Below are 25,285 nucleotides of genomic sequence, written 5' to 3' on the forward strand. Positions count from 1 at the left end.
TCACCGTGTTTCCGCGTGTTTCGCACCGGTATGCACGGGGCGCCGCGGTCGGGGCAGTGCGGGGCGGACGGCGTCCGGAGCGGGCGCGGGAGCCGTTCCGGACCGGTGGGCCGTCCCCGGCCCCGAGCCCCGGACCGGACGGCGTTCCCGCAGGCACACCCGCGTCCCGCGCCGGCGCCCCGGCCCCGGACGCCGCCCGGGCTGTCTAAGCTGCATCCATGCATTCGATGGGACCGAACCGGCGCACGGTGCTGCTCGGCGCGGCGGGGGCCGCCGTCGCCGCGGCCGTGGGCGGCTGCTCCCGCGGCCCCGAGTACGGGCTCTCCGAGCTGGTCGTCGCCACGGGGCCGCCCGGCGCGGTCTTCCGGGAGATCGGCGCGAAGCTCGCCGTCCTGCTCCAGGAGGTCCTGACGGAGCTGGAGGTGAGGACGGTGCAGACCGGCGCCTCCCTCGACAACCTGTACCTCCTGGACGAGGGCGCGGCCGACCTCGGTTTCGCCAGCCTCGACGCGGTGCTGTCGTACGAGGCCGACACCGGCGAGGGCACCCGGCTCGACGCCGTCGGACGCCTCTACGACAGCTTCGTCCACCTGGTCGTCCTCGACGACTCGCCCGTGCGCGAGCTCTCCGACCTGGACGGCCTGCGCGTGTCCGTGGGCTCGGTCAACTCCGGCACCGAATTCACGGTCGCGGAGATCCTGGAGGAGACCGGCCTGGCCGTGGAGACCGTCCGGCTCGACCAGGCCGCCTCCGCCGACGCCCTGGCGTCGGGGGAGATCGACGCCATGTTCTCGCTGACCGGGCTGCCGACCCCGGCCGTCGCCGAACTCGCCGAGAAACACGCGGTACGGCTGATCGACCTGGCGGACACGGCCGACGTGATGGCCGACGCCTACCCGGAGGCCTACTTCCCGGCGACGCTGCCCGCGACCACCTACTCCGGGGTCCCGGCCTGCCCGACCATGTCCATCCCCAACCTGCTCCTGTGCCGGGCCGACCTGGACGAAGCCCTGGCCTACCGGGTCACCGACACCGTCTACCGCGGCCAGGCGCGGCTGGCGGCCCAGCGCCCGGAGGCCGCGCAGATCAACGTGCGCACGGGCATCTCCACCGGCGTCGTCCCCCTGCACCCCGGTTCCGAGCGCTGGTACCGGGACAACAAGCCCGCCTGAGGCGGCGCCGGGCCTTCGCCGGGCCGGTCAGTCCCCGGAGCCGCGCACCGGCGGCAGCGTGATCACCACGCCGAACCCGCGGCGCTCCCCTCCGGGCAGGCCCGTCCCCAGGGTGAGCCGCCCCCCGGCCTCCCGTACCAGGTCGGCGGCGATCGCCAGGCCCAGGCCGGTGCCCTCGGTGTTCTGGTGCCGCGGCGAGCGCCAGAACCGGTCCAGGGCCGCCGTGTACTGCTCCTCCGGCAGGCCCTCGCCGTCGTCCAGGACGCTGATGCGCACCGGATCCCCCCCGTCGGCCTCCACCACCACGCGGGTGCCGCCCGACAGGCGCAGGGCGTTGCTGACCAGTTCGTCGAGGATGCTGCCCAGCCCGCCCGCCGGGGCGTACGCCCGGACCCCGGCGGGGACACGGGTGGTGACGGAGACGCCCCGGGCCTCGCCCAGCGCCCTCCAGCGCTCCACCCGGCTCTCCAGGACCTCGGCGACCTCCACCGCCTCCGTCCCGGTGACGCTCTCCAGGCGGGTCGCGGCCAGCAGGGAGTTGAGCATCCTGTGCATGACGGCCGCCTCGTCGACGGCGATCTCGTGGGCCTCCCTGGCCTCGGGGGTCTCCAGGTGCGGTGCGAGGTTCTCCACGGCCAGCCGCAGGCTGGCCAGGGGGTTGCGCAGCTGGTGTGAGGCCTCGGAGACGAACGCGCGCTGGCGCTCCAGGGCCCTGCGCACGACGTCCACCATCGTGTTGAACGACTCCGTGAGGCGGCGCAGCTCCGGGGGGCCGCGCTCGGCGTCCACGTGCACGTCGAGGTCGCCCGAGGCGACCGAGGTCGTGGCGGCGTCCAGCCTGCGGATGGGCCGCAGCACCCAGCGGGACAGCGGCAGCGACGCGGTCGCCAGCACCGTCAGCGGCACGACGCTGAGCAGGCCGAGCAGGCCCCAGACCTGGAGGATGTCGGCGCCGAGCTCCCGGGTCGGGGCGACCACCACCACGGCGCCCGCGACCTCGCTGTCGCGGCCGATGGGCTCGGCGACCACCAGCGGATCGGGGTTCCACGGCCACGCGGTGGTCGGCGGTGCGGGGCGCTCGCCGGCCATCGCGGCGTCGACGGCCCCCGGGTCGGGGACCCCGTCGAGGACGTCGCGCATGCGGTGCCGGTCCCCGGAGCCGACGACGATCTGCCCGTCGGGCGCGACCACGAGGGCCGGGATGGCGTACAGCTCCTCGTAGTGGGCCATCTCCTGGGCGAGGGGGTCGAGCCGGTCGGTCTCCAGGGCGGTGCGGGCCAGGGCGGCGAACCGCCCCGCGTCGCCCAGCCGGTCGACGTACACCTCCTGTGTCCGCTGCTGGGCGATGACCGTGCCCAGGGGGACGAACACCGCGGCGACGATCACGAACGCGACCGGGAGCAGGAGGGCCAGCAGGCGCCGCAGCAACGGTCAGGCCCCGTCGAGGAGGTAGCCGACGCCGCGCACGGTGCGGATGCGCACGGCGCGGCCGACCTTGGCACGCAGGGAGGCGATGTGGGTGTCGAGGGTCCTGGAGGAGGTCTCCCAGGCGTCGCCCCACACCTGGTCGAGGATCTGGTCGCGGGCGACGACCGAGGGGGAGCGGGAGGCCAGCAGGGAGAGCAGGTCGAACTCCTTGCGGGTCAGCCGGAGCGTCCGCCCGCCGGCGCTGGCCTCGCGGGAGTCGGGGTCGACCGTGAGCGCGCCGACCGTGAGCGGGGGCTCGGCCTCGGCGGCCTCGGCCCGCGCCGGGCGGGTGCGCCGGAGGACGGCGTCGATCCGGGCGAGGAGTTCGGCCACGCCGAAGGGCTTGACCACGTAGTCGTCGGCGCCGGCGCGCAGCCCGCGTACCCGGTCGCGTTCCTCGCTCCGCGCGGTGACGGCGATGACGGCGGTCTGGGGCCGCTCGCGGAGCTTGCGCAGCAGGTCGATGCCGTCGGCGTCGGGAAGGCCGAGGTCGAGCAGGACGACGTCGGCGGGCGGGGCGGTGAGCGCGCGCTCCGCGGTGGCGACCCGCTGGACGTCGAAGGACGCGGACCGCAGGGCCGTCACCAGGCCACGGGCGACCCGGTCGTCGTCCTCCACCACGAGAATGCGCATGTCCAGCATGGTAGGCAGTGTTGCGGACCCCCGCTGACGACGGCGCACGGTCAGACCTCCCGGAAGGGCCCGGAGTCGCTCCCCTCCCGGACGCGGTCCCAGACGGGTGACCGGTCCACCCTCTCCGGCCAGGGGTCCGCGGGCGGGCGCGCGGGGCCGGGCCCGGCGGCGTGGTGGTGGACGGTGACGCTCCCGATGCGACCGGCGCTCACGGCCACACCGCCGTGGACGCCACCGCCGATGGAATTGTGCGTTTCGCCCTGATTCACGTCGATCCCCTCCCTCGCCCTGGGGACAGCCTAGGAGAGCGCAAAGGCCGTCGCTTCTCCGGAGAAGTCGGGAACAGTCCGCGGTACGACCGCGACCACAATGGATTACCTGCGGAAACCTCCCTTCGGTCCGCCTTCGCGAAGTTCTCCCTATAGGTCCTGGTACGTCCCTCCGCTTTCCAGCGGTCAAGGGCTTCGCCATCGCCGGACCGCCGTCCCGGCTCTTTCGCTCCCAAGGTCACTTTGGGGCTGCTGGGAGCTGGTGCGTTTCGGGTCGGATCCACCGAAAACGCTTTACCGTCCGGCACTCGCCATCGCCGATGACGCCGGGACACAGGGGACTCCGGGGAAAGACGCACCCGGACTGAGCAGCGGACTTCCCCGATCCTCTCCACAGATCCCCCGGCGGCGTTCCCCCGGGCGAACGGGAAACATGCCGCAAGCATCAGTTTATGAACAGTCCGAGGATGACTGCATCCGGACAACATGATCAGTACCCCAGTGGGCATGTACAAGTGGGTTCGAAAGTCAGCAGAATATATGGGAGAGCCGAAGTCGGACCCGACCGGACTTACAGGGCCGCACGGGAAACAGGAGCGACCAATGGTGGAACCGGAAGAATCGAGGCCGCCGCGTGCGTAGAAACAACCAGGAAAGACAGCCCGGACAGGAGCTCTCGTGAAGGGCTTGGGACGGGGGCCCGGGCGATGGCGCACGTCGAGTTACAGCGGCGGCGGTACCAACTCGTGCGTCGAGGCGGTCATGAGCGCGCCCGCCGCGGTCGGGATCCGCGACTCCACGCACCGCGACCACGCGGAGCTCGCCCTGCCCGCGCACCAGTGGGTCGCGCTGCTCCGACTCGCGGACCGCGCCTGAGCGGGCGTGGTCCGGGGCCGGCCCCGGACCACCGCGGTCACATCTGTGCGAGGTAGATGTCCGCGTCCCCGCGCACGCTCTTGCGGATGCTCAGCGTCGCGGGGTGGTCCGCGCCCATGGCCTCCCGGTACATGTCCTCCACCTCGATGAACTCCGGGTCGACGTCCTCGCCCTGGGCCCTGCGGTCCACGAGCAGGTTGCGCCGGGCCAGGAGGGTCAGCGGGTGCCTCGCCCCCAGTTCCCTGGTGCACGCGGCCAGGGCCTCCTCGTCCAGCTCCCGGGCCCCCGCCACGTCCCCGGTGAGGAAGTGGTCGTTGGCCAGGTTGACCAGGCAGGAGAGGGCGCTGGGGTGGTGCCCGCCGATCCGCTCCCGGAACAGTGCCAGGGCCCCCTCGTCCAGCTCGCGCGCCTCGGCGACCCTTCCGAGGCGGCGCAGGATGATCGCCTGGTTGATGTTCGCGGCCCCGACGTAGGGGTGCTGGTCGCCCAGCAGCTTGACGTAGCGCTCACCGGTGGTCTGCGCCAGCTCCAGTGCCTCGTCGTGCTGGTCGACCGCGCTCAGGGACATCGAGTGCACGAGCGCCGCGTACATGGTGTCGTTGCTGTCCGCGCCCTGCTTGATCCGGAAGCGCTGCCAGGCCTGCTCCGAGAGGGCGAACGCCTCCCTGTGCCTGCCGATCCGCCGCCGCATGACGGCCAGCGTCCGCACGTTGCTCAGGACCCCGGGGTCGTCCTCGCCGAGCAGGCTGGTGACCCGCTCGACCTGGTTGGTCTGGATCGCCTCCGCCTCCCGGTACAGGCCCCGCTCCATCAGGGCCTCCGCGTACCCGTTGTTGGTGCCGAGGGTGCGCCCGTGGTCGGGGCCGAAGACGATCTCCAGCCGGGTCAGGGTGTCGCGGTACTGCTCGGCCGAAGCCGCCGGGTCACCGCTGAGGAGCAGGTTGAAGGCGCGGAAGTGGGCGGTGAGCAGGGTGTGCGGATCGTCCTCCCCGAAGAGGCGTACCCGGCGGTGGTAGGCGTCGGCGGCGGCGGCGAGCGAGTCCCGGAACCTGCCGACGAACCGCAGGCTGCGGATGTGCTCGATCTCCGCCTCCAGGGTCTCCGGGTCCTCCGGGTTCTGCTGCTCGCGCAGCGTGGCCAGGGTGGTCTCCCCCAGTTCGAGGGCCTCCGCCAGGTGGCCCTGGCCCCGCATCGCCACGGCGACCTGGACCGCCATCCCGAGGGTGGAGGGGTGCTCCTCCCCCAGGTGCTGCTTCCACCACGCCCACGCGGTGTCGCCCAGGCGGCGGGCGTCCTCGAACTCCTGGCGCAGCAGGGCGATCCGGCACATCTGGACCACGACTGCGCGGACCCACGGGTCCGCGCAGTCCCAGGCCTCGGACGCCCACACGTGCGGCAGCAGGTCGGTGAAGCGGCTGGAGTCGTTCGTGACGTCCTGGAGGTCGCTGCGGCCCAGCAGCTGGTGGGCGCAGTGGCGCATCTCCTCCCGCTCCGCCTCGTCCATGGGCGCCTGGACCGCCCGCTGCACGAGCCGGTGCAGGGAGATCGTGTTGCGCTGGTGGTCGATGTGGGCGAGGCTGTTGCGCCCGATGTCCCGGATGGCCATGCCGAGTTTGGCCGGGTCCTCCAGCGCCGTCCTCAGCTCCGCCGGGCCCTCGATGCCCCGCGCGTGGTTGAAGAGGGTGCGGGGGATGGGCGCCGTCGCCATGAACGAGCAGAGCTGGAGCAGCTGGAGCGCGGCCGGGTTGGTCATGGCCAGCCGGTCCAGGGACACGTTCCACGCGGCGGCGACCGCCACCGGGTACGTCCCGTCCGGGCGCAGCAGCGCGAGCATCTCCTCGCTCTTGTCCGCGAACTGGCGCAGGTACTCCTCGGTGGCCATGCCGCTCTCGTGCAGCCACACCGCCGCCTGGTTGAGCGCCAGGGGCAGGTCGCCCAGCTCGCGCGCCAGGGCGTCCGCCTCGTCGTCGGTGAGCGTCGCCGGACCGCGCCGTTTGAGGAGTTCGATGCTCTCCTTGCGCTCGAACTCCCGGACGGAGAGGAAGGCGTCACCCCCCGCCACGGTCCAGCTGTTGTCCCGAGAAGTGATGATCACGTGCCCCTCGCCCCCGACAGGAAGATACTGTTCCAGTTCGGCCCGGGCCTGCGCGTTGTCGTAGACGAGAAGCCAGCGCTGGAAGAGCCCGCCCTGGTGGAGCGCCGCGAGCACGTCCTCCACGACGTGCCCGCTGCCGGCGCCGACGCTGTCCAGCCTCAGGCGGGACGCCAGCACGGAGAAGCTCTCGCGCAGCTGGTTGCCGTGGGCGGAGGGGATCCAGACGATGAGATCGTATTCGGAGGCGTACCTGTGCAGGTACTCCTTCGCGAGCTCGGTCTTGCCCACCCCGGACATCCCGTTCAGCGCGGTGATGACCTGGCGCTGCCCCGTGAGGAGCTGTGCCCTCAGCGCGGAGAGCAGCTCCTCGCGCCCCGTGAAGGCGCTGTTCTTACGGGGGACCTGCACCCAGACAGCACTCAGCGGCCGACCGCTGGTGGACGATCTGCCCGCGCGGCCGCTGTGAATGTCGCCAGAATCGTTCATTCTATCCCCAATTGACGGGTTTGTAGACATAAGCGGCTTTTCACCCGACCGATCAGAAAAGGGTGCGGTATTCCGTGTCTTCCGGTTATCGCTCTTACTCGTTTGCGCAGATCCGGGAACCTTGGTCAATCCTAAACCAGACGAGGACGGGGGCCAGTTTTCCGGCACAGAATGATCCCGGTATCCGTTTCGCCCGGCCGCTTCGGCATATTCCCTGATCGGTGCCGAATAACGGCGTACGAGGGCCGCGCTCTCCACCGCGGGGAGCATGGACCGCACCCACGAGCGCGACGCCCCCGTGTTCGTCGGGGAGACCACGTGCTCGCCGCGGAGCATCCTCGCGAGGTCGCCGAACCAGGGGTCCACCCTCAGCAGGCGCTCCGCCGCCAGGCCCAGCATCCGGCGGATGTCGGACACCCGCCCTCCCCGGGCGAGGAGGGCCTTGCGGACCCCGTCGCGGAAGTCCCACCGGACCGCCCCGCGCTCGGCCGCGTCCCCCATCCGGACGAGCCCGCTGAAGAAGACCTCGGTCAGCTCGGACGGCGACGCCCGGCCCATCACGTCCTCGCACACGGCCTCCACGAGGCCCGGGTCCAGAGGGACGGCGGCCAGGGCCACGGCGAGGTCGAACGCCTCGGGGGTCGCCGCCCGCTGGAAGCGGCCCACCTCCCGGTCGGGGTCGAACTCCCCGTCGGCCCCGGCGTCGGGCGCCAGCACCGGTCCCGGCCGCCCCGGGAACTCCGCGGTCTGCGTCCACAGCCGCGCGCGACCGCGGGCCATCACGAACGACGCCCAGTCGTGGAGCGCGGACGGCTTCAGCGGGAGCACCGGGACCAGCGTCCCGGCCGCGGGCTCGTCCTCGTCCGCGACCAGGTCGGCGAGCGTCCGCTCGCGCACGTACCGGGTGTTCGGCGCCCCGGCGGCGGCGGGCCAGGACGTGCCCAGCTCCGCGGGGGCGGTGGCGATGGCGCCGCGCCTCCACAGGCGGGGGCTCAGGAGGTGCAGGATCGCCAGTGCGCCCTCTCCGGCCGCGCGCGCCACCCACTCCTGGAATTCCCGGTCCCGCCAGGCCCCGCCGAGTCCGTCGGTGAGGATCAGGGTGACGTGCGCGCCGGTCGCCCGGCGTCCGCCGAGCCCGCGGCCCCGCCCGTTCGCGTCCCTCAGCTCCGGCGGCCCGGCCCGCTCGGAGTCGAAGTGCAGCGCGCGCACCGTCCGGAAGACCCCGCTGTCCCGGAGGAGCCCGGCGAACTCGCCCGCCGGACCACGCTGGAAGAGCATGGTGACGCCCTCGTCGAGCAGGAGGGTCAGGTCCACCGCCCTCTCGTCGCGTGCACGGAGCACGGGCACGACGGGGACGCCGGCGCTCGCGCGCTCGCCGTCCGTCCAGTGGAGGCTGTCCAGCAGCGCGCGGGCGTACGCGCGCGCGGTGCCCTCCGGGTCGACCCGGTCGGGCTCGCCCCGGGGCGCCTTGAGGTTGAACGGGGACAGGGCCGCGACGAACTCCTGCCGCCGTTCCAGGACGGGCTGGACGAACCCGGGCGACTCGGCCCCCTCCTCGGAGGGGGCCTGCTCCCGCCCGGAAGGGGCGTCCGGTGTCGGCACGCGCCCGTCCGGGGCCGCCGGGCGGTCCGCGCCGGTCGCGGGTGCGGGCTCCCGGGGCCGGCCCGCGACGGGGTTCCCGACCTGCTCCGGGACCGTGCCGGGAGGCCACGGGGACGGCGCCGGCCCGAAGTCGTGGCCCGTGTCGGCCACGAGCTCCTCCCGGCCCTCCCCGAGGCGGTGCGCCCGCCGGGCCCGGCGGGCGCTCGCGTCCCACAGGGCCGCCAGGTGGATCGCGTCCGCCAGGTCGGTCGCGGTGAGCCCCGGCCCCCGGCGCGTGGACCCTTCCGCGTCGCCTGTCACCCGGGGTCGGTCGCTCCCCGGTCCACGCCCCGAACTCATCCCGGGCTTTCCGTGAGCCGGTGCCAGAGGAGCTCCGAGAGCTCCCGCACCTGATCCCCCCCGGGTCCGGCCTGGTCGGGGCCGAGCGCGCCCACCAGGTGCACGGCGTTGAGCAGCTGGTCGATGGCGAGTTCGTGCCCGCTGCCGCTCCTCTCCAGGAACTCCGTCACCAGCGGGCGCGCCCCGGAGGGCAGGTCGCCCCCGAAGTGCCCCGCCACGGCGGCCAGCAGCTCCTGCTCGTCCGGGAGGCCCATCCGGACCGGGATGCACCGCCGCATGAAGGCGGGGGAGAGGTCGCGTCCGCTGTTGCAGGTGAGCACGGTGATGGGGAAGGCGGAGCAGAGCACCTCTCCGTGCGCGACCGGCACGGTGCGTCCGGGGTCGTCGGTGGCCACCTCGATCGTCGGCGCCACCCCCGCCAGCCTGGCCAGCTCGGGGATGCGGTAGCCGCCGTTCTCGAACAGGTCGAGCAGGTCTCCGGGGAGGTCGAAGTCGCCCAGGTCGAAGTCGTCGATCAGCAGGACGCGGGGCGCCCTCGTCGGCAGGAACGCGGTGCCCAGGGGGCCCAGGGCGAGGTAGCGGCTGATCGACTCCGCGCTGCTGCGCAGGTGCGCGTCGCCGTCCCCCGCGTAGCGCCGGTCCGGGGCCTGCCCGGTGGCCCGCCGGTGGGCGTTCTCCAGGTTGAGGTCGTGGATCTGGGTGAGCGGGTCGTAGGAGTACAGGCCGTCCCCGACGGTGCTCCTGCTGGTCACCGCCCAGCGCAGCGTCCTGCCCAGGTTGAGCTCGCGGGCGATCTGGTGGGCCAGGCTGGACTTGCCCACCCCGGGCGGCCCCGTGACCAGGAGCGGCCTGCGCAGGTGGATCGCCGCGTTGACCTTGTCCAGGAGGTGCTTGCGGTGGGGGCCGAGCGGGACCGTGCCGGGGCGCGGGTGCTGCGGGCCGAGGTGCCGCGCGCTCTCCGCCGTCGCGACGGCGTCCTCCCCCGGCTCCGCCGGCTCACCGGGCTCCCCCGGGGGAGCCGACGGTTCGTAGAAGGGGGACGTCGAACCGGAGTTCAACGCCCCGCCGTAGGTACGCCACTGCGGAGGCGGGGGTAACCGCGTCGCGAGGTCCAGATGCGCGCGCGGCTGACCAGTGCCGTGGAAGACCCACCACTCCGGTACGGAGTCGGTCGGCCCGGGTCCGGCGTGTGCGGTCATGGCGAGCCCTTCGAGCCTCGGTCAACGGGGGGTGGTGCGGATACTGCTGGCGGTCAGCGGAGGGGGGTCCGGGAGGACCGGCAGGGAATCGTGGTAGAAGACGGCGACCTCGAAGCTTTCTTCGATGTACCCGCTATCGTCCGGCGAAACGCCCCCTGAGCGGGACTTGTGGAGCACCTGGGGGATCGACTGGAGTTTCTCTGATGACACCGTCACCTCTCGTCCCGTCTTTCCCAGATTCAGCCACGGACCGATTCCCCGACCGTTGTCGGCGGAACGCCACACCACAACCGGAACTCCGAACCTGAGCGCGGACCGGACCGACTGGTGGCAGTCGTCCAAATGGGAGGGTACCGAGAGAATGGCTATTCTATCGTCCGGGAGCCGATCCTCCAATGGTTCCCGGTAGGTCCGACCGCTCAGCCGCTCCTTGGTCTGCGCCTCGTGGGCCGTGTCCAGGTGCACCCCCGAACCGCACCTCAGCAGGGCCGCCCACCGCCGGCCCAGGGCCCTCCTCCCCGCGTCGTAGTCGCGCCGCGAGGGGTCCTCCAGCTCCGCCGCCCGGTAGACCACCTCCGCGCGGGCCCCGAGCGGCGGCGCCCCGGCCGCTCCCCCCGCCTCCTGCCACCGGTCGGCCTCCAGCTCCCGCAGCAGGTCCAGCTCCGCGACCAGCTCCACCCGCATCCTCCCCCGGTGGTGCTCCCTGCGGTGGTCCACCTCCACGAGGCCGAGCAGGACGCCGACGCTGTCGGCGATCCTGTCCGGGGTGACGCCCTTGCGGGTGCCCGAGTCGCAGAAGTCGGGCCGGTCCCCGCCGTGCTCCCTGAGCACCGTCCAGTACCGCAGGTCGTGGCGGTCGCGCTCCTCGCCCCTCTCGACGTGGACGACGAGGCGGGCCGGCACGTCCTCCCCGGCGTCCGGCCCCGGCGGCGCCCCGGGGGCCTCGGGGGCACTGCTCCCCCCGCCCCAGCCCTCCAGCAGCGCCGAGCAGCGCAGCGCGCCCCGGGCGCCCAGGATCGCGCAGAACTCGACCAGCGCGGACTCCCCCTCCCTGCCGGGGATCTCGGCCAGGGCCACGAACGTGTGCCACGCACGGTCGGACGGCGTGCGGTCGATGGGCCGCGCCCCCCGGACGCGGTCGGCGATCTCCCGGAAGTCCGCGGCGTCGTACAGGACCAGCTCCTCCCGAACGGTGTCGACCTGCTGCCGGGTGGCCTCGGGTATGGCCTGGCTGACCTGGGCCCACTCCTCCTCCCTCACCAGGGGCTCGGCGATCAGGGCCGCCGTCCGCCAGCTCCGGCTGTCGTCGGACCAGTAGCCGATCCACCGCATGAGGACGCCGAGCAGCCGGCTCTCGCGGCAGCGGCCGACCAGGGCGTCGGTGAAGACCACGGGCACGGCGTTCCGGTTGATCCCGGAGCGGACCCGGGGGAGCTTGCCCAGCAGCAGCTCGTGGTACTCGGGGGACGTGACGCAGGTGACCGAGCACAGGGCCTTGGCCAGCCGGGCGTAGTCGGCCTCGTCCACCCGGGGAGGGACGGGGCCCTCCAGCGGCTGGTCCTCTATCCCGGCCGCACGGCTCACCCGTCCCGCCCCGTCAGGAGCGGCGCCGCGGCCTCGCGGACGCGGAGCATGCCGGCGCTCCCCTCCTCCCTCTCGTCGAGGAGGTCGAGCACGGCGCCGAGGAGTCGGTACTCCTCGTGGGCGAGGGAGACCAGCTGGGAGGCGAAGACCGTCAGGTCCTGGTCCGCGCGGAGTCTGCGGCGCAGCCTCGGGTCGAGGGCCGTGTAGAGGTCGAACCTCAGGTCGGGGGAGAGCAGGGTGCGCAGGTCGGTCATGGCGCGCGCGGTGCGCGCGACGGCGGTCGCGGTGTCCGGTCCCGCCCCCCAGACCCGGGGGACCCGGTCGAGGGGGATCATCCAGCCGGCCCTGCCGTTGGCGGCCGCCTCGCAGACGATGCCCAGGAGCCCGTCGCCCGTCCCCTCCCGGACACCGCTGCCGCTGAAGCCCGGCAGGACGGTGAAGCCCGTGGCGGAGTCGACGTCGACCTGCGTGTAGCCGAAACGGCTGCCGCTGTCGCCGGTGATCCGTCCGGTCACCCAACGTCCGGTCTCGGCGTTGGGGAAGCCCAGGACGCGCACCCGGTCCCCGACGCGGTGGCGGGCGGTCGCGGCGGGCGGCCCCGGGGCGGTGCGGTCGAGGCGGAGCACGGCCGCGTCCCAGGGCGCCTCCCCCTCCCACCACCACCCGCCGGAGAGGACGGTGCCGACGGACTCCCATCCGGGGAGTCCGCGCGGCGCGTCCAGGCGCACCTCGCTGCCGGGGCCCGCCGAGGGCCCGACGGCCTCGACGACGACGTGGGCACAGGTGAGGGCGTACTCCGGCGCGACCAGTACCGCCGCTCCGTGGAGGGCGGTGCCGTCCCGGTCGGTGACGCGGAGCTGCCAGTCAGGGGTGTCGGGTCGGTTGGACAGGAGGGACACGGTGCTCCCGTTCGGCACAGGGGGTCGGGTCACGGAGGACGGACCCGGTGACGCGACCCCGCTGTCAACGTGGATTGTGTTTGGTTTTTTTATTCTACCGATCGAACCCGAAACGCCACGAGGATGGGACAGAAACTCGATATTGTGCGAACTAATGTCTGTTTTGTGAAAGGTGTTAAGTAAGTTAAAAGTATTTTCTGGCGGCCGGGCCGCCCGCCTCCGGCAGCGGGCGACCGGGCACCCCGGTCAGGAGGCCGGCAGTGATTCCGATGTCCGTCGGCGCGGGGCGCGGCCCCACGGCATGACGCGGTCCAGGGAGTAGCGCCCGCCCGCGAACCCGAGGGCGACGGCGGTGACGGCGAGGACCACCAGGTACTCGTAGCCGCCGATGAACGCGTCACCGAGGTGGGCGAAGTAGTAGGCGCTTCCCATCATGAAGGCCAGGAGGAGTCCGGCGAGGGGCAGGGCGAACCCGACGGCGAGCGCCAGCCCGGCGCCCATCTCGATTCCCGCGCCCAGAAGGGCGGAGAACTGGGGAAAGGGAATTCCCAGGGAGGCGAACCCCTGGGCGGTGCCCTCGAGGTCGGCGGCCTTCGGCCAGCCGTGGGCGATGAAGACGACACCGACGACCGCTCTGGCGAGGAGGGTGGTGGTGTCGCTGATTCTGGAGACGACTGTTTTCTCGTTCACGGGTGATTCCTGTTCTGTGAGCGGGTATCCCAGAGGAGATCGCGGCCCGAGTCCAACACTTGAGATCGCAACCTTTTTCTGGGAAGCCAGATGATAGTACGCATCCGCCCGAACACATAGAGTGTCTCCCCGCGTTTTTCCCTCCCGCGCCGTAACCCCCGGTCAGGACAGGTCACAGAACCCGGTTCAGTCCCGGTCCCCGGCCCCTCCGGACCCCGGGCACCGCGGCTCCCGCCCCTCGGGGTCCAGCTCGCCGAGCATCACCTCGGAGATCTCGCGGAGCTGGTCGACCTGCTCCCTCGTCAGGGAGTCGAACAGGACCCGGCGCACCTCGCGCACGTGGCCGGGCGCCGCCTCCCGCAGTACCTTGAGCCCGCGCGGCGTGAGCTCGGCGATCGTGGTCCGCCTGTCCCCCAGCCGCTTGAACCGGTGGATCAGGCCGTCCTCCTCCAGCCGGGCGGCGGCGTGCGAGAGCCGGCTGGGCGACGACCTCAGCAGCCCGGCCAGCTCGGTCATCGTCAGCGCGCCCCCCGGGGCCTCGGACAGCATCGCCAGGGCCTGGTAGTACGCGTGGGGGAGCCCCGAGTCCCTTCTGAGCTGCCGGTCCAGGGAGCCCTCCAACAGGTGGACGGCGGCCAGGAAGGTCCGCCAGGTCCGCTGCTCGCCCTCGTCTAGCCACCTCGTGTCGGCCATCAGGCCCGTGCCCCCCGGAATACTTGAGAGTTCAATTGTGTTCTGGTCAAAATCCGATCTCCCAGTCACAGGAGGACCCCATGGCACCGCGGCCCACACGCATGCCGACCCTGTACCTCAGCCATGGGGCGCCGCCGCTGGCCGACGACGCCCGGTGGACCCGGGAGCTGGCCGACTGGTCCGGTGGCCTCGCCCGGCCGGAGGCGATCCTCGTGGTCTCGGCGCACTGGGAGGACGCTCCGCTCACCGTCGGCGCGACGGCGGACGGAGTCCCTCTGACCTACGACTTCTGGGGCTTCCCGCAACGCTACTACGGTGTCACCTATCCCGCCCCGGGAGCGCCGACCCTCGCCGCGAGGGTGCGCGACCTCGTCACCGGTCCGGTCGGGACCCTCCACCAGGAACCGGGGCGCGGACTCGACCACGGCGCCTACGTGCCCCTCCGGGAGATGTACCCCGAGGCGGACGTCCCGGTCCTCCAGGTGTCCATGCCGACCCTCGACCCGGCACGGCTCCTCGCCCTGGGGCGCCGCCTGGCCCCGCTGCGCGACGAGGGCGTCCTCATCGTCGGCAGCGGGTTCACGACGCACAACCTGCGCGAGATGTCCCGGCAGGCGCACGGCGACGCCCCCTCCTGGTCGGTGGAGTTCGACGACTGGGTGAACCGGGCGGTGGCCGACCACGACGTCGACTCCCTGCTCGACTTCGGGCACAAGGCCCCGGCCGCCGCGATCGCCCACCCGCGCAGCGACCACTTCGCGCCGCTGTTCGTGGCCCTGGGCGCGGGCCTGGACGGGCACCGGAGCTCGCGGTCCACCGTGGACGGCTTCTGGCACGGCCTGGCCAAGCGCTCCTTCCAGTTCGACTAGCGGGCCGACCGCACCCGTTCCCGGTGCGGCGGGGATCCGGCCCGGACGGCCCCGTGCTCATGGACGGCTCCGGCGCCCCGACGGGCCGTGAGCACGAGATCGCGGCGGAGGCGGCGGGGCCGCGGACCGCTCCGGGCGCCGACCGGGAAACGGGCGGCCGAACGTCGGCGGCTCCTGGCAGACTTCCCCCATGACCGACGCACACGGCCCCGCGGACGCCCGGTCCGTGCGGGAGCTCATCGACGCCACGGGGCGGGCCCGGTACCTCTGCTTCTGGGGCCACCGGCCTCCGGCCGGCGGTGGCGTCTCCGCGAGCTGCCTCTCCCAGTGGTGGGCCGCCGACTTCACGGTGGACGGGGTCCTCCACCCGACCGCCGAGCACCACATGATGGCCGGGAAGGCGCGCCTGTTCGGCGACGCCGAGGCGGAGGCGCGGATCGTCGCCGCGGGGCACCCGCGCGACGCCAAGGCGATCGGCCGCGAGGTCCGCGGCTTCGACCAGGAGGCGTGGGAGGCGGCCCGGTTCGGCATCGTGGTCGAGGGCAACCTCGCCAAGTTCGGCCAGAACCCGGACCTGGGGGCCTACCTGCTCGGCACGGGCTCCCGCGTGCTGGTGGAGGCCAGCCCCCGCGACCGCGTGTGGGGCATCGGGCTCGGCGCCCGGCACGACCACGCCGAGCAGCCCGAGCACTGGCGGGGCCTCAACCTGCTGGGCTTCGCGCTCATGGAGGCGCGCGCCCGCCTCGCCGCCGCCTGAGCCCCGCCCGCCCGCGGGGACCGCGGCGTCCCGGGGACCGCGCGTGCCCCGGCCGGACCGGGCGGGCGGTTCGTCACCGGCACGGTGATCGGCGTGGACGGGGGCGTCAACGCCTGACCCGGGCCCCGGGCGGGACCGGCGGGGTCACCCCTCGGTGATCCGGGAGACGTGGTCGGCGACCACCCGCGCGCCGACGGAGTCCGCCAGCGGCGTGTACCCCGCCCCCTCGGCGATCCGCGCGCCCTCGTCCCCGAGGGCGTAGGCCCAGAAGTCGCGCAGGACGGAACCGGTTCCCTCCGGGTGGCCGCACTCGTAGGCGAACACGTGGTTCACCCGCATGATCGGGTAGGCGCTGTCCCCTTGGACCGCGTCGAGGGAGAAGTCCGTCCCGTCCAGGTCGATCTGCTCGGTGGCGGCCCTGGTCGTCTCCGGGGTGAGGTCGACCTCGACGCCCCGGTCGCTGCGCAGCGGCATCACGTCCAGGCCGTGCTCCTCGGCGTAGGACGCGTTGACGAACCCGAGCGCGCCCGGGGTGGCCGCCACCTCGGCGTGCACTCCCTCGTCCCCGGACGCGGCGACCACTCCGGGGCCCCACCGGGTGTCGTCCCCGACGTTCTCCGCTCCCCAGGACCCCCCGTCGGCGGCCAGGTAGCGGCTGAAGACGTGCGCCGTGGAGGCCTCGCTCTCGTGGCGGACGGGGACGATCTCCAGGTCCGGGAGCCCGAGTTCCGCGGCCCCGTCCAGGTCGGAGTAGGCGGTCACGGCGCCCGAGTAGATGTCCGCCAGTTCCGTCCGGTGCAGCGCGAGGCCGTCGAGGCCCTCGGCGTCGTACACCAGGGCGATGCCCCCCGCCAGCACCGGGAACTGCACGACGGGGCAGCCCCTGGCCTCCGCCGCCTCCGCGACCTGGCTCTCGGTGAGCGCGTTCTCGGAGGCCCCGAAGTCCACCTCGCCGCGCACGAACGCGTCGGCGCCCGCCCCGGAGCCGGTCGCCTCGTAGGAGATCCGCGTGTCGGGCTGCCGCTCAGCCGTGTACGAGGCCGACCACGCCTCGACCGCCGAGGAGAGGAACGTGGAGCCGGCGCCGTTCACCGTGCCCGCCAGGGTGCCCGGTTCCGCGGTCTCCACCGACGGGGCGGGGTCGGGGGCGGGCGGCTCCGGATCGCCGCCCTCCAGGGCGTTGACCAGCCCGATGCCGCCCACGGCCGCCACCGCGAGCGCCCCGGCGGCGATCACCACGGGGGCCCGGCGGAACCGCCTCCGCGGTGGCGGGGCGGCTCCCGCTCCGGCGCGCCCGGGCCCGCCGCCCGCCGGTCCGCCCCCGGGGCCGACGGCGGGGGGAGGCGGGGCGAAGGCGGTCGGCGCGGTCCGGGGCGCCGGGGCTCCCCGGACCGCGCCGCCGGCCCAGTGGGCGCGGATCAGCCCGTCCACGATGGTGGTGTCGTCCGCCCCCGCCGCGGCCTCCGGGTCCGCCGCCGCGACGCGGTGCAGCAGTTCCCCGGCCGACGGCCTGGACGCGGGGTCCTTGTCGAGCGCGCGGGTGACCGGCTCCTCCAGCTCCGGGGGGAGCCCTTCCAGGTCCGGGTCCTCGCGCAGGATGCGGTACATCAGGGTCTCGGCGCCGCCGTCCCCGAAGGGAGGCCGCCCGGTGGCCGTGTAGGCGACCATCGCGCCCCACGCGAACACGTCGGCCTCGGGGCCGCTGGTGCCCCGGTAGCGCTCCGGGCTCATCCAGGCTGGCGAGCCCACGAGCCCGCCGGTCCGCGTGAGGGCGGTGGCGTCGGCCGCCCTGGCGATGCCGAAGTCCAGCACCTTGGGACCGTCGGGGGCGAGGATGACGTTGGCGGGCTTGAGGTCCCGGTGCACGACCCCGGCCGCGTGGATGGCGGCGATCGCCTCGGCCATCCCGGCCGCGACCACCCTCGCCTGGTGCGGCGCGAGCGCCCCGCCCTGCCGCACCCGCGCGCCCAGGGTGGGTCCGGGGAGGTAGGGGGTGGCGTACCAGGGGAGTTCGGCGCGGGTGTCGTGGGCGAGCACGGGGGCGATGCAGCGGGCCCGCACCCGGTGCATCAGGGCGACCTCGCTGGCGAACCTGGAGCGGAACTCGGGCTCTCCGGCGTACTCGGGGCGTACGACCTTGACCGCCGCCCACCGCCCGTCCGGGCCCACGGCGCCGTAGACCACGCCCATGCCTCCCGCACCGAGCCTGCCGTGCACGGCGAACGGCGGGATCACGCGGGGGTCGGAGCTCTGGAGGGGCGTGAGGTTCGGCGGCGGGGGCGGGTGGGCCATGGCGGTCCTCGGGTCGGAAGCGTTGCACGGGGCACCCTGGGGAGAGGGGTCCTGTCCGTTGGACGACCGCAGAGCGTGAACCGTTCGCCTCGGCTCGCTACTGTTTCCCTCTGGTCGCGTCAATCACACGAATCACAGCAATATAGACCGATATACACGGTGGTTTCCGAATCACCTCCGCCGCTCACCCGCGGATCACCCGGATTTCACCGGCCGTCACCCCGTTTTCGGCTCCCGCCCCCACCCGGAGGAGTAGAGTCCGAGGACACGGAAGGCACGGTGCACCGGCACCCGCACCCGTTCCCCGGAGCACTCCGGGTCTCGGCACTCTCGCCGCCACCCTTCAGGCACACCCTCGCGGTCGACGACCACTCTCGTCCCGCCGCACGCACCGGGAGACCGATCCCCCTGCCGTCCGAGGCGGCACGCACGTTCCGGGGACGCACCGTCCTTCCTCCCAGGACGAACCAGACCCCAGGGACTTCCCATGGCCTACTACCGCATCCAGTTGAGCAACGGCTCCTCCCACACCCTCCAGGCGGTGCGCATGCGCACCGACGCGCGCAGCCTCTACCTGGAGGAGCGCACCGCGGGGGCGTGGACCGAGGTGTTCGCGAACCCCCTCACGGACGTGGAGCGCATCCAGCGCCGCTTCACCGAGAACGACGGCACGTGGACGTGGCTGAACGAGCGCCTGCCCGCGCCCGTCGGCGGCGTCCGGTCCTGGTAGGACCGCTCCGCGGCGCCTCCGTCCCGGTCGCGCCACGGCCGCCCCCGACCCCCGGAGTGCCCGGTACGCCCCGGAAGGCCTGTGTAGTCTCGGTTGGGGCACAGCGAGGGAGACGGCGATGGACGGTCAGACCGGCTCCGGCGGAATCCGTCGGACCGCGGATTCCGCACTCCCCCACCGTGCCCCGGACGGTTCCCCTCCCGCACGCTCCCGCGAGCGGCGCCCGTCGCCCGGCGGCTCCCTGCTGACGGCCGTCCTGCTCCCCCTCCTCCCGGCCGTGCTCCTCCTCGCCGTCGCCTCGGTGGCCTTCCCGGCCCACGGACTCCTCTCGCCGGCCCCGGACGGAGGGGCCGCGCCGCCGCTCTCCCTGCCGGCGGAGCCGTCCGCGGGCCTCGTGGTCCTCGCCGGTCTCGCCCTGGCCGCCCTCGTGGTCGGCCTCCCGGTGTCCGTGCACGCGGGGCTGCTCGTCGGCGGCGGCGCCGTGCTCGGGCAGGACGTCGGTGCGCCCGCGTCCTGGTCCCGCGCCCTGCGCCGCGTCCCGGGGACCCTGGCCCTCCTCCTTCCGTCGGCCGCGTCCTGGGCCGGGCCGTTCTGGGGTCTGCGCCGACTCGCGTCGGAAGGCGTGTGGTCCGCGCCGGCCGCCGCCGCGACGGCGGCCGGGATCGCCGTGACGGCCCTCCTCCTGGCGGCGCTCCCCCTCCACGTGCTGGCCGACCTGCCCCCGGGACGGGCCCTGGCCGAGACCTGGCGGACCGTCCGCGCCCGGAGCACCGCCCGGCTGACCGCGCCGGTCCGCGCCGCCCTCCCCCGTCCCCGCCCCGGCGACGCCCACGGCATCCCGGCCGCGGTGCCCGCCCTCGTCTGCGTGCTGGCCCTCCTCCCGCTCGCCGCCCCGGGGCTGCTCCGCCCGGAGCCGGCGCCCCCCGGGGCGGCGCCCTCCGCCGCCCTCACGGCGTCGGCGGAGAACCGGACGACGGTGCAGATCGAGGACGAGGACGGCACCGCCCACCTGTTCGAGGTCGGTCCCGGGGGGCTGCGCGAGGCCGGCTGCGGTCCCGGGTGCACCGTCGGTCCCGCCGAGCCGGGCCGCGAGGCGCACGTCGACGCGGACGGGTCGCACGCACGGGTCGGCGGCCGGGTCGTGGCCGCCTACTGGCGCACGGACCCCGACCACGGCCCCTCCACGCTCTACCTGCGGGTGTGCGACACCGGGAGCCCGTGCCCCGACGACGCGGAGGCCGCCACACCGGCCGCCGCCCCGGGGACGCCGGCCGGCTCACGCGCCGAGGTGCTCCGGGACGGGAGCGCGCGGGTGTTCGGCTGCGCCGAACCGTGCGCGGCCGACGCCGCGGACCGGGCGGACAAGGCGCCCGGGCCCGAGCGGCCGGACCCGGCGGCGGTCCGGTCCGCGCACCGCGCCGGGGCCGTCACCGTCGAGGTCAGCGGACCGGAGACCCTTCGCCTGGTCATGCTGGCCTGCGATCCCTCCGGCGCCGGGACCGACTGCGGCGCGAACGTCTGAGGGCCCGGGGCCGCTCCGGTCCGGGCGGGGATGCGCGTTGAGGGGCTGTCCGAAACCGTTGCCGGTGTGACGTGGGAGCCCCTGCCCCCACCGCTCCCGTACCGCCGGACCCGGTGGGGGCCGTCCTACCCTGTGGTGTACGTCTCTTGGCCGGGAACCTTACTTAATGTTTATTAAGCAAAGGGAGGAAACGAGATCTCGATACCGTGGGCGACGGGCCCGCCCCCGGCCACGGGCCCGGAGTACCCGCCGGGTACAACGAAGTGGAGAGCAGGAATGAGCGAGACGACCCCCGCACCGGACACCCGGTCCCCCGGCGGCCCCGAGGCCCCGACTCCGCGGAAGCGGGTGAACCGGCGGGAGCAGATCCTGCGCACCGCCGCCGACGTCTTCGCGGCCCGGGGGTTCAACAACACCTCGCTCGCCGACATCGCCGCGATGCTCGACATCACCCCGGCCGGGGTCCTGCACCACTTCGGCTCCAAGACCGACCTGCTCACCGCCGTCCTGGAGCTGAGGGACGACTCCGACCCGGCGCCCGGGGGCAGCCGGATGCTCGACCACCTGGTGACCACCGCGGAGCGCAACGCGGCCCGCCCGGGGACCACGCAGCTGTACGCCGTCCTCTCGGCGGAGAGCGCCACCGACCGGCATCCCGCCCAGGAGTGGTTCCGGGACCGCTACACGGTGCTGCGCGGCGAGATCGGCGACGCCGTCCTGGACAGGCTCGGGCCCGAGCACCGGGAGGCCGCGTCCACCCCCGGCCCCGACGGGCGCACCCCGGCCGGAGCCGCCGCCGCCGCGGTCATCGCCGTCATGGACGGCCTCCAGGTGCAGTGGCTCCTGGACCCGGAGGCCGTGGACATGGCCTCCGTGACCGCGCTGGTGATAGACGCCCTCGTCGCCCGGCTGTCCCAGGAGGACTGACCCGCACCGGGACGGCCCGGAACGCGACGAGGGGGCGCCGGGAACCAGGTGGTTCCCGACGCCCCCTCGGACGTGCGGCGGCTACTGCTCGCCGTGCACGGAGCCCGGGGTGCCGGAGCCGTCGGTGATCTGGGCCTCGCCGGTGGCGCTGCTCTCCAGCCACTCGTCCCAGGACTTCTGCCAGACGCCCCAGCCGTTGTCCCACTCCTTCTCACGGTCGGTGCCCGTGGTGTCGAGGACGTCGCCCATCAGGGTGTTCTCGAAGAACCAGAGCGCGTCGTCCATGCGCAGGTTGGTGCAGCCGTTGGAGGTGTTGGCCGAGCCGATGTTGCCGTTGTAGGACGCCTCGTGCACGAACTCGCCGCTGTGCGAGGTGCGGACCGCGTACTGCACGTCGACCTTGTAGGAGCCCGGGGAGTCCGCCGGGATGCCCACGGTCGCGGAGTCCATCGTCAGGCTCTCGTAGCGCTCCATCAGCACGTGGGTGCCGCTGCTCGTGGTGTCGAAGTGCCGGCTCTCCTTGCCGTTGCTCACCTCGATGACGCGCTCCTGCTCGCCGTCCACGGTGATGACCATCTCGTGGTCGGGCACGTGCATGGTGGCGATCAGCTCGCGGCCGATCTCGAAGTCGATCCGGTGGTTGCGCACCCCGTAGACGCCCTCGGACGCCTCGACGCCCGCGAGGCGGAGGTCGACGCTGACCTGCTGGTAGGGGTCCCAGTACTCCTCGGGGCGGAACTGCGCGGTCTTGTCGTTGACCCAGTTCCAGGCGCCCGCGACCTCCTGCTCGGAGACGACCTCCATGGAGTTCTCGACCTGGGCCTTGTTGGTCACCGGCAGGTCGAAGTTGATGACGATCGGCATGCCGACCCCGACGGTGTCACCGGAGCTGGGGAAGTTGGACTCCAGTTCCAGGCGCTGACCGGCCACCGCGTCCAGGGTGGTGAACTCCTGGACCAGCTCGGTCGTCTCACCGGCGTCGTTCTCGGCGGTGGCCGTGACCACGATCTCCGAGCCGGGGCGCAGGTTCCAGTCGCTGACCCACTCGGTCCCCTCCTCGTTGAGGGTTCCGGTCATGGCGTAGAGGTCGGGGTCCTCCTCGCCCTCGTCCGCGGCGGCCTCGTTCATGACGACCTGCTCCACCGCGACGTCGGTGATGACGCCGTTCTCGGAGGTCACCGTGACGGGGGAGTTGGGCGCGACCTCCTGGGCGCCGTCCTCCGGCGTGATCACCAGTTCGGCCGCGTCCGCGCCGTCGGCGTCGGGGCTGTTGCCCTGCGTCTCCGCCTCGCCGGACGTACAGGCCGTGGCGACGAGCGCGAGCGCCGCCAGTCCGATGCCGAACCGACGCGTCACCGCCGCAGGGGTCTTGCCCGTCACGTCTGGACCTCCATGTCGTACCTCGAACGCCGTGTGCCTACTGCCACTAAGACGCACCAGCGGGGAAAAGGTTCTGAAAACCCGCACATCGGTATAGAGCGGTTACCACCGGCGCGGGGCGAGACACCGGAACGGCCGACCATACACCCAGGGGGTACGTACCAGAAGCCCTCCATGTATGAGATTACGGCCATCTCCGAACCGCCCTGTACACCGGGATGCCCCCGGGGATAACATCTTGGCCGAACGCTCAGGTTTCTCTTCAGTCGAAACCTGGTCGAGCGAACAACTTTCTCCTGGAGGATGACATGCCGTGGTTCTGGTTGGTCGGCGCCATCGCCGCCGAGGTGACCGCCACCACCTCGCTCAAGCTCTCCGAGGGGTTCAGCCGACTGATCCCCTCGGTGGTCGTCGTGGTCGGCTACGTCGCCGCCTTCGCCATGCTCAGCCAGGCCCTCGCGCGGGGAATGGACCTGGGGGTGGCCTACGGTGTGTGGGCGGCGGCGGGCATCGCGCTGGTGGCGGTGATCGGAGCGCTCTTCCTCGGGGAGTCCCTCACCTGGGTCCAGGTGGGAGGCATCGCCCTGGTCATCGGAGGAGTGATGGCACTGGAGATGGGCGGCGCGCATTGACGGGGAGCAGCACCGTGGGCGGTACGGCGGACGAGGGGACCACCGACGGCCGCAGGCTCAAGGGGATGCAGCGCCGTCGGCTGCTCCTCGACGCCACGATGCGGGTCGTGGAGCGCGAGGGCGTGGGCGCCGTCAGCCAGCGCCGCGTCGCCGCGGAGGCGGGGGTGCCGCCCAGCACCGTCACCTACTACTACGCGGCCGTCGACGACCTGCTCGTGGACGCCCTCACCAGGGTCAACGACACCTACGTGGAGGCCCTGGGGACCCTCCCCCGCGAGGCGGACGCGGCGCTGCGGGGGTTCGCCGAGCTGATCTCCTGCGCGGGGGCGGGGGGCGACCGGGCCTCGGTCGTCGCGGAGTACGAGCTGTTCCTGCTCGCGTCCCGGCGTCCCGCCCTGCGCCCGCAGATCGACCGCTGGAACCGCGCGGTGGACTCCTTCCTCGCGCCGTACCTCCCCGATCCGGACGACCGCGCAACCGCCTCCGCGACCGTGGACGGCCTGTTCATGCGCTCCTGCACCGACCCGGAGCTGACCGCGGACGCCGTCCACCGGGTCCTCACCCGGCTCCTCTCCCTCCGCTCCTCGTGAGAGCCGCGTAGCGGGCGGGCGGGACCCCGATGACCGAGGTGAACTCCCTGGTCAGGTGCGACTGGTCGCTGAACCCCAGTTCGGCGGCCAGCACGCCCCAGTCGGGGGCGGCCCCCCGCCTCGCCCGCTCCGCCGCCTCGTAGAGCCGGTACCTGCGGATCACCGCCTTGGGCCCGAGTCCGACGTGGTCGGCGAACCTGCGCTGGAGCAGCCGCACACCGACCCCCTCGCGCTCGGCCAGGGCGGAGACGCCGACCACCGCCGGGTCCGCGGCCACCCGCTCGACGAGGTCGCGGGTGTCCTCCGCCGGGTGCCGGCCCGCGGGCAGCCTCCCGGCCAGGATCCGGTCCACCTCGGCCATGAGGGGGTGCGGGGCCCCGGGGAGCACGTCCCCGGCGAACACCTCCGACACGGGCAGGGAGGCGTCGACGATCCCGCTCATCGGGCGGCCGAGGAGGGGCCGGAACCCGGCCGGACGGAACATGACCCCGAGCGCCCACCCCTCCCCCTCCAGGCGGCGCCCGGTGACCTTCGTGGCGGGGCCGTGCACCGCGGCCCCACCCGCGGTGAACACCACGTTGACCACGGGGTGGGCGAGGACCCGCTGGGTGTACGGCTCGTGCCCGGACAGGTTCCACGAGGCCACCCAGTAGCGGTCCACGAAGCGGGCGACCGGCGCGGAGGGCGCGTACCTGTCGAGCCGGAACCGGGTCAGCCCCGTCCCCGGGTCGATGATGCCCCGCGCGTCCCGCTCGACGGGCTCTGGTCTCACACGCACCAGGGTAGGTCCCCGCTCGGACGGTTCCCGGAGCGCCCGCGATCCGGACGGTGGTCCGGCGCCGCTCCGCTCCCCCGGAGGGGCCCGGCCGTGCGGGCCGCCCGGCCCTGTCGCGTTTCTTCAAGACCCCGGCGGGACCGCGGGACGAGGATGGGGCCGGAACTCGACCGATCCAGGGGGACACCTGCCCATGAGCGACATCTCCGAGCGCTACGCCCGCCTCTCCGACGCCTTCGCCTCGACGGTGGCCGCGGTGCCCGACGACCGGTGGACGGCCCCGTCCCCCTGCGAGGGATGGACCGCCCGGGACGTGGTCCGCCACGTCGTGGACACCCAGGGCATGTTCCTCCGCCTGGTCGGCCGGGACCTGGGGGACATTCCGTCGGTGGACGCGGACCCGGCCGCGGCCTGGGACGCGGCCCGCGCGGTGGTCCGGGCCGACCTGGACGACCCGGAGCTCGCGGACGCCGGGTACGACGGGTACTTCGGACCGACGACGTTCGCGCGCTCCGTCGACCAGTTCCTCTCCTTCGACCTGGTCGTGCACCGCTGGGACCTGGCCCGCGCGGCGGGGCTGGACGACCGGCTGGACCCGGAGGACGTGCGGTGGGCACACGGGAACACCGCCGCGTTCGGCGACAGCATGCGGGGCAACGGCGTCTGCGGCCCCGAGCTCACCCCGCCGGAGGGCGCGGACGCCCAGACGCGGTTCCTCGCCTTCGTCGGGCGCCGGACCTGGTAGGCGCACGGGAGCGGACCGGAGTCCGGGAACGGCCGAGGGCCACGGGGGCGAACCCGTGGCCC

The 25,285-nt window shown here is 73.5% G+C and carries 22 protein-coding genes; 10 read left to right on the forward strand and 12 right to left on the reverse strand.

Annotation, left to right across the window (positions count from 1 at the left end; all coding sequences use genetic code 11):
- The first annotated feature begins 218 nt into the window (after positions 1 to 218).
- On the forward strand, positions 219 to 1,172 hold the full coding sequence (locus ACWGL3_RS10125; RefSeq protein WP_267947040.1) for a TAXI family TRAP transporter solute-binding subunit: 954 nt from the start codon (positions 219 to 221) through the stop codon (positions 1,170 to 1,172).
- A 27-nt stretch (positions 1,173 to 1,199) separates the two neighbouring features.
- Here the strand turns inward: ACWGL3_RS10125 and ACWGL3_RS10130 are convergent, their stop codons facing one another.
- From ACWGL3_RS10130 to ACWGL3_RS10140, 3 genes are read right to left on the reverse strand one after another with little or no spacing between them, the layout of a single operon-like run.
- Positions 1,200 to 2,600 (reverse strand): HAMP domain-containing sensor histidine kinase, encoded by a 1,401-nt coding sequence (locus ACWGL3_RS10130; RefSeq protein ID WP_452461164.1) that lies wholly within the window; start codon positions 2,598 to 2,600, stop codon positions 1,200 to 1,202.
- 3 nt (positions 2,601 to 2,603) lie between these two features.
- The gene (locus tag ACWGL3_RS10135) at positions 2,604 to 3,281 is read right to left on the reverse strand and encodes a response regulator transcription factor (protein WP_267947042.1); all 678 of its coding nucleotides are present in this window, start codon (positions 3,279 to 3,281) and stop codon (positions 2,604 to 2,606) included.
- A 41-nt stretch (positions 3,282 to 3,322) separates the two neighbouring features.
- A complete protein-coding gene (locus ACWGL3_RS10140; RefSeq protein ID WP_452461165.1) occupies positions 3,323 to 3,541 on the reverse strand; it encodes a hypothetical protein in 219 nt (72 codons plus the stop codon).
- Between the two features lie 678 nt (positions 3,542 to 4,219).
- Between ACWGL3_RS10140 and ACWGL3_RS10145 the strand changes: the two genes are divergently transcribed.
- On the forward strand, positions 4,220 to 4,417 hold the full coding sequence (locus ACWGL3_RS10145; RefSeq protein WP_267947044.1) for a DUF397 domain-containing protein: 198 nt from the start codon (positions 4,220 to 4,222) through the stop codon (positions 4,415 to 4,417).
- Between the two features lie 37 nt (positions 4,418 to 4,454).
- Here the strand turns inward: ACWGL3_RS10145 and fxsT are convergent, their stop codons facing one another.
- The 6 genes from fxsT to ACWGL3_RS10175 all read right to left on the reverse strand — a co-directional run bounded on the left by fxsT (position 4,455) and on the right by ACWGL3_RS10175 (position 14,004).
- Complete coding sequence (fxsT, locus tag ACWGL3_RS10150) at positions 4,455 to 8,900, reverse strand: FxSxx-COOH system tetratricopeptide repeat protein (protein WP_267947045.1); 4,446 nt, start codon at positions 8,898 to 8,900, stop codon at positions 4,455 to 4,457.
- Between the two features lie 35 nt (positions 8,901 to 8,935).
- Entirely contained in the window at positions 8,936 to 10,138 is a 1,203-nt protein-coding gene (locus ACWGL3_RS10155) for an AAA family ATPase (protein WP_267947046.1), read from the reverse strand.
- A 21-nt stretch (positions 10,139 to 10,159) separates the two neighbouring features.
- Positions 10,160 to 11,722, reverse strand: a complete 1,563-nt coding sequence (locus ACWGL3_RS10160; RefSeq protein WP_452461166.1) for a hypothetical protein — start codon at positions 11,720 to 11,722, stop codon at positions 10,160 to 10,162.
- Positions 11,719 to 12,654, reverse strand: a complete 936-nt coding sequence (locus ACWGL3_RS10165; RefSeq protein ID WP_452461167.1) for a trypsin-like serine peptidase — start codon at positions 12,652 to 12,654, stop codon at positions 11,719 to 11,721. Before ACWGL3_RS10165 ends, ACWGL3_RS10160 begins: the two co-directional genes overlap by 4 nt.
- 213 nt (positions 12,655 to 12,867) lie before the next feature.
- Positions 12,868 to 13,311 carry a DoxX family protein gene (locus tag ACWGL3_RS10170; RefSeq protein WP_267947049.1) on the reverse strand — a complete coding sequence of 148 codons (444 nt, stop codon included), beginning with the start codon at positions 13,309 to 13,311 and terminating at the stop codon, positions 12,868 to 12,870.
- A gap of 186 nt (positions 13,312 to 13,497) precedes the next feature.
- Positions 13,498 to 14,004 (reverse strand): MarR family winged helix-turn-helix transcriptional regulator, encoded by a 507-nt coding sequence (locus tag ACWGL3_RS10175; RefSeq protein WP_267947050.1) that lies wholly within the window; start codon positions 14,002 to 14,004, stop codon positions 13,498 to 13,500.
- Positions 14,005 to 14,084: 80 nt separating this feature from the next.
- Between ACWGL3_RS10175 and ACWGL3_RS10180 the strand changes: the two genes are divergently transcribed.
- The gene (locus ACWGL3_RS10180) at positions 14,085 to 14,873 is read left to right on the forward strand and encodes a dioxygenase family protein (protein WP_267947051.1); all 789 of its coding nucleotides are present in this window, start codon (positions 14,085 to 14,087) and stop codon (positions 14,871 to 14,873) included.
- A 190-nt stretch (positions 14,874 to 15,063) separates the two neighbouring features.
- On the forward strand, positions 15,064 to 15,630 hold the full coding sequence (locus ACWGL3_RS10185; RefSeq protein WP_267947052.1) for an NADAR family protein: 567 nt from the start codon (positions 15,064 to 15,066) through the stop codon (positions 15,628 to 15,630).
- A 144-nt stretch (positions 15,631 to 15,774) separates the two neighbouring features.
- Here ACWGL3_RS10185 and ACWGL3_RS10190 read toward each other — a convergent pair whose 3' ends face one another.
- Complete coding sequence (locus ACWGL3_RS10190; protein WP_452461168.1) at positions 15,775 to 17,922, reverse strand: protein kinase domain-containing protein; 2,148 nt, start codon at positions 17,920 to 17,922, stop codon at positions 15,775 to 15,777.
- Positions 17,923 to 18,409: 487 nt separating this feature from the next.
- Here ACWGL3_RS10190 and ACWGL3_RS10195 point away from each other — a divergent pair, with 487 nt between their 5' ends.
- The 3 genes from ACWGL3_RS10195 to ACWGL3_RS10205 all read left to right on the forward strand — a co-directional run bounded on the left by ACWGL3_RS10195 (position 18,410) and on the right by ACWGL3_RS10205 (position 21,101).
- Positions 18,410 to 18,652 (forward strand): hypothetical protein, encoded by a 243-nt coding sequence (locus ACWGL3_RS10195; RefSeq protein WP_267947054.1) that lies wholly within the window; start codon positions 18,410 to 18,412, stop codon positions 18,650 to 18,652.
- 118 nt (positions 18,653 to 18,770) lie between these two features.
- Complete coding sequence (locus ACWGL3_RS10200; RefSeq protein WP_452461169.1) at positions 18,771 to 20,174, forward strand: hypothetical protein; 1,404 nt, start codon at positions 18,771 to 18,773, stop codon at positions 20,172 to 20,174.
- Positions 20,175 to 20,450: 276 nt separating this feature from the next.
- On the forward strand, positions 20,451 to 21,101 hold the full coding sequence (locus tag ACWGL3_RS10205) for a TetR/AcrR family transcriptional regulator (protein WP_267947056.1): 651 nt from the start codon (positions 20,451 to 20,453) through the stop codon (positions 21,099 to 21,101).
- An 81-nt stretch (positions 21,102 to 21,182) separates the two neighbouring features.
- On the opposite strand, the gene ACWGL3_RS10210 is transcribed toward ACWGL3_RS10205, so the two are convergent.
- Entirely contained in the window at positions 21,183 to 22,481 is a 1,299-nt protein-coding gene (locus ACWGL3_RS10210) for an Ig-like domain-containing protein (RefSeq protein ID WP_452461170.1), read from the reverse strand.
- A gap of 308 nt (positions 22,482 to 22,789) precedes the next feature.
- Between ACWGL3_RS10210 and ACWGL3_RS10215 the strand changes: the two genes are divergently transcribed.
- The gene (locus ACWGL3_RS10215) at positions 22,790 to 23,113 is read left to right on the forward strand and encodes a DMT family transporter (protein ID WP_267947058.1); all 324 of its coding nucleotides are present in this window, start codon (positions 22,790 to 22,792) and stop codon (positions 23,111 to 23,113) included.
- 65 nt (positions 23,114 to 23,178) lie between these two features.
- Positions 23,179 to 23,703: a TetR/AcrR family transcriptional regulator gene (locus ACWGL3_RS10220; RefSeq protein ID WP_267950555.1), complete on the forward strand. Its 525-nt coding sequence runs from the start codon at positions 23,179 to 23,181 to the stop codon at positions 23,701 to 23,703.
- Here the strand turns inward: ACWGL3_RS10220 and ACWGL3_RS10225 are convergent.
- A complete protein-coding gene (locus ACWGL3_RS10225; protein WP_452461171.1) occupies positions 23,672 to 24,475 on the reverse strand; it encodes a DUF6597 domain-containing transcriptional factor in 804 nt (267 codons plus the stop codon). The genes ACWGL3_RS10220 and ACWGL3_RS10225 overlap by 32 nt on opposite strands.
- A gap of 196 nt (positions 24,476 to 24,671) precedes the next feature.
- Between ACWGL3_RS10225 and ACWGL3_RS10230 the strand changes: the two genes are divergently transcribed.
- Positions 24,672 to 25,223 (forward strand): TIGR03086 family metal-binding protein, encoded by a 552-nt coding sequence (locus ACWGL3_RS10230; protein ID WP_452461172.1) that lies wholly within the window; start codon positions 24,672 to 24,674, stop codon positions 25,221 to 25,223.
- The last annotated feature ends 62 nt before the right edge of the window (positions 25,224 to 25,285 follow it).

Source organism: Nocardiopsis sp. NPDC055824, from assembly GCF_053616335.1.

Excerpts from the sequence above, each read along its gene's own strand:
- ACWGL3_RS10125 (WP_267947040.1), top strand. The coding sequence starts at position 219 with ATGCATTCGATGGGACCGAACCGGCGCACGGTGCTGCTCGGCGCGGCG.
- ACWGL3_RS10135 (WP_267947042.1), bottom strand. The coding sequence starts at position 3,281 with ATGCTGGACATGCGCATTCTCGTGGTGGAGGACGACGACCGGGTCGCC.
- ACWGL3_RS10155 (WP_267947046.1), bottom strand. The coding sequence starts at position 10,138 with ATGACCGCACACGCCGGACCCGGGCCGACCGACTCCGTACCGGAGTGG.
- ACWGL3_RS10175 (WP_267947050.1), bottom strand. The coding sequence starts at position 14,004 with ATGGCCGACACGAGGTGGCTAGACGAGGGCGAGCAGCGGACCTGGCGG.
- ACWGL3_RS10180 (WP_267947051.1), top strand. The coding sequence starts at position 14,085 with ATGGCACCGCGGCCCACACGCATGCCGACCCTGTACCTCAGCCATGGG.
- ACWGL3_RS10185 (WP_267947052.1), top strand. The coding sequence starts at position 15,064 with ATGACCGACGCACACGGCCCCGCGGACGCCCGGTCCGTGCGGGAGCTC.
- ACWGL3_RS10190 (WP_452461168.1), bottom strand. The coding sequence starts at position 17,922 with ATGGCCCACCCGCCCCCGCCGCCGAACCTCACGCCCCTCCAGAGCTCC.
- ACWGL3_RS10195 (WP_267947054.1), top strand. The coding sequence starts at position 18,410 with ATGGCCTACTACCGCATCCAGTTGAGCAACGGCTCCTCCCACACCCTC.
- ACWGL3_RS10200 (WP_452461169.1), top strand. The coding sequence starts at position 18,771 with ATGGACGGTCAGACCGGCTCCGGCGGAATCCGTCGGACCGCGGATTCC.
- ACWGL3_RS10205 (WP_267947056.1), top strand. The coding sequence starts at position 20,451 with ATGAGCGAGACGACCCCCGCACCGGACACCCGGTCCCCCGGCGGCCCC.
- ACWGL3_RS10215 (WP_267947058.1), top strand. The coding sequence starts at position 22,790 with ATGCCGTGGTTCTGGTTGGTCGGCGCCATCGCCGCCGAGGTGACCGCC.
- ACWGL3_RS10220 (WP_267950555.1), top strand. The coding sequence starts at position 23,179 with ATGCAGCGCCGTCGGCTGCTCCTCGACGCCACGATGCGGGTCGTGGAG.
- ACWGL3_RS10230 (WP_452461172.1), top strand. The coding sequence starts at position 24,672 with ATGAGCGACATCTCCGAGCGCTACGCCCGCCTCTCCGACGCCTTCGCC.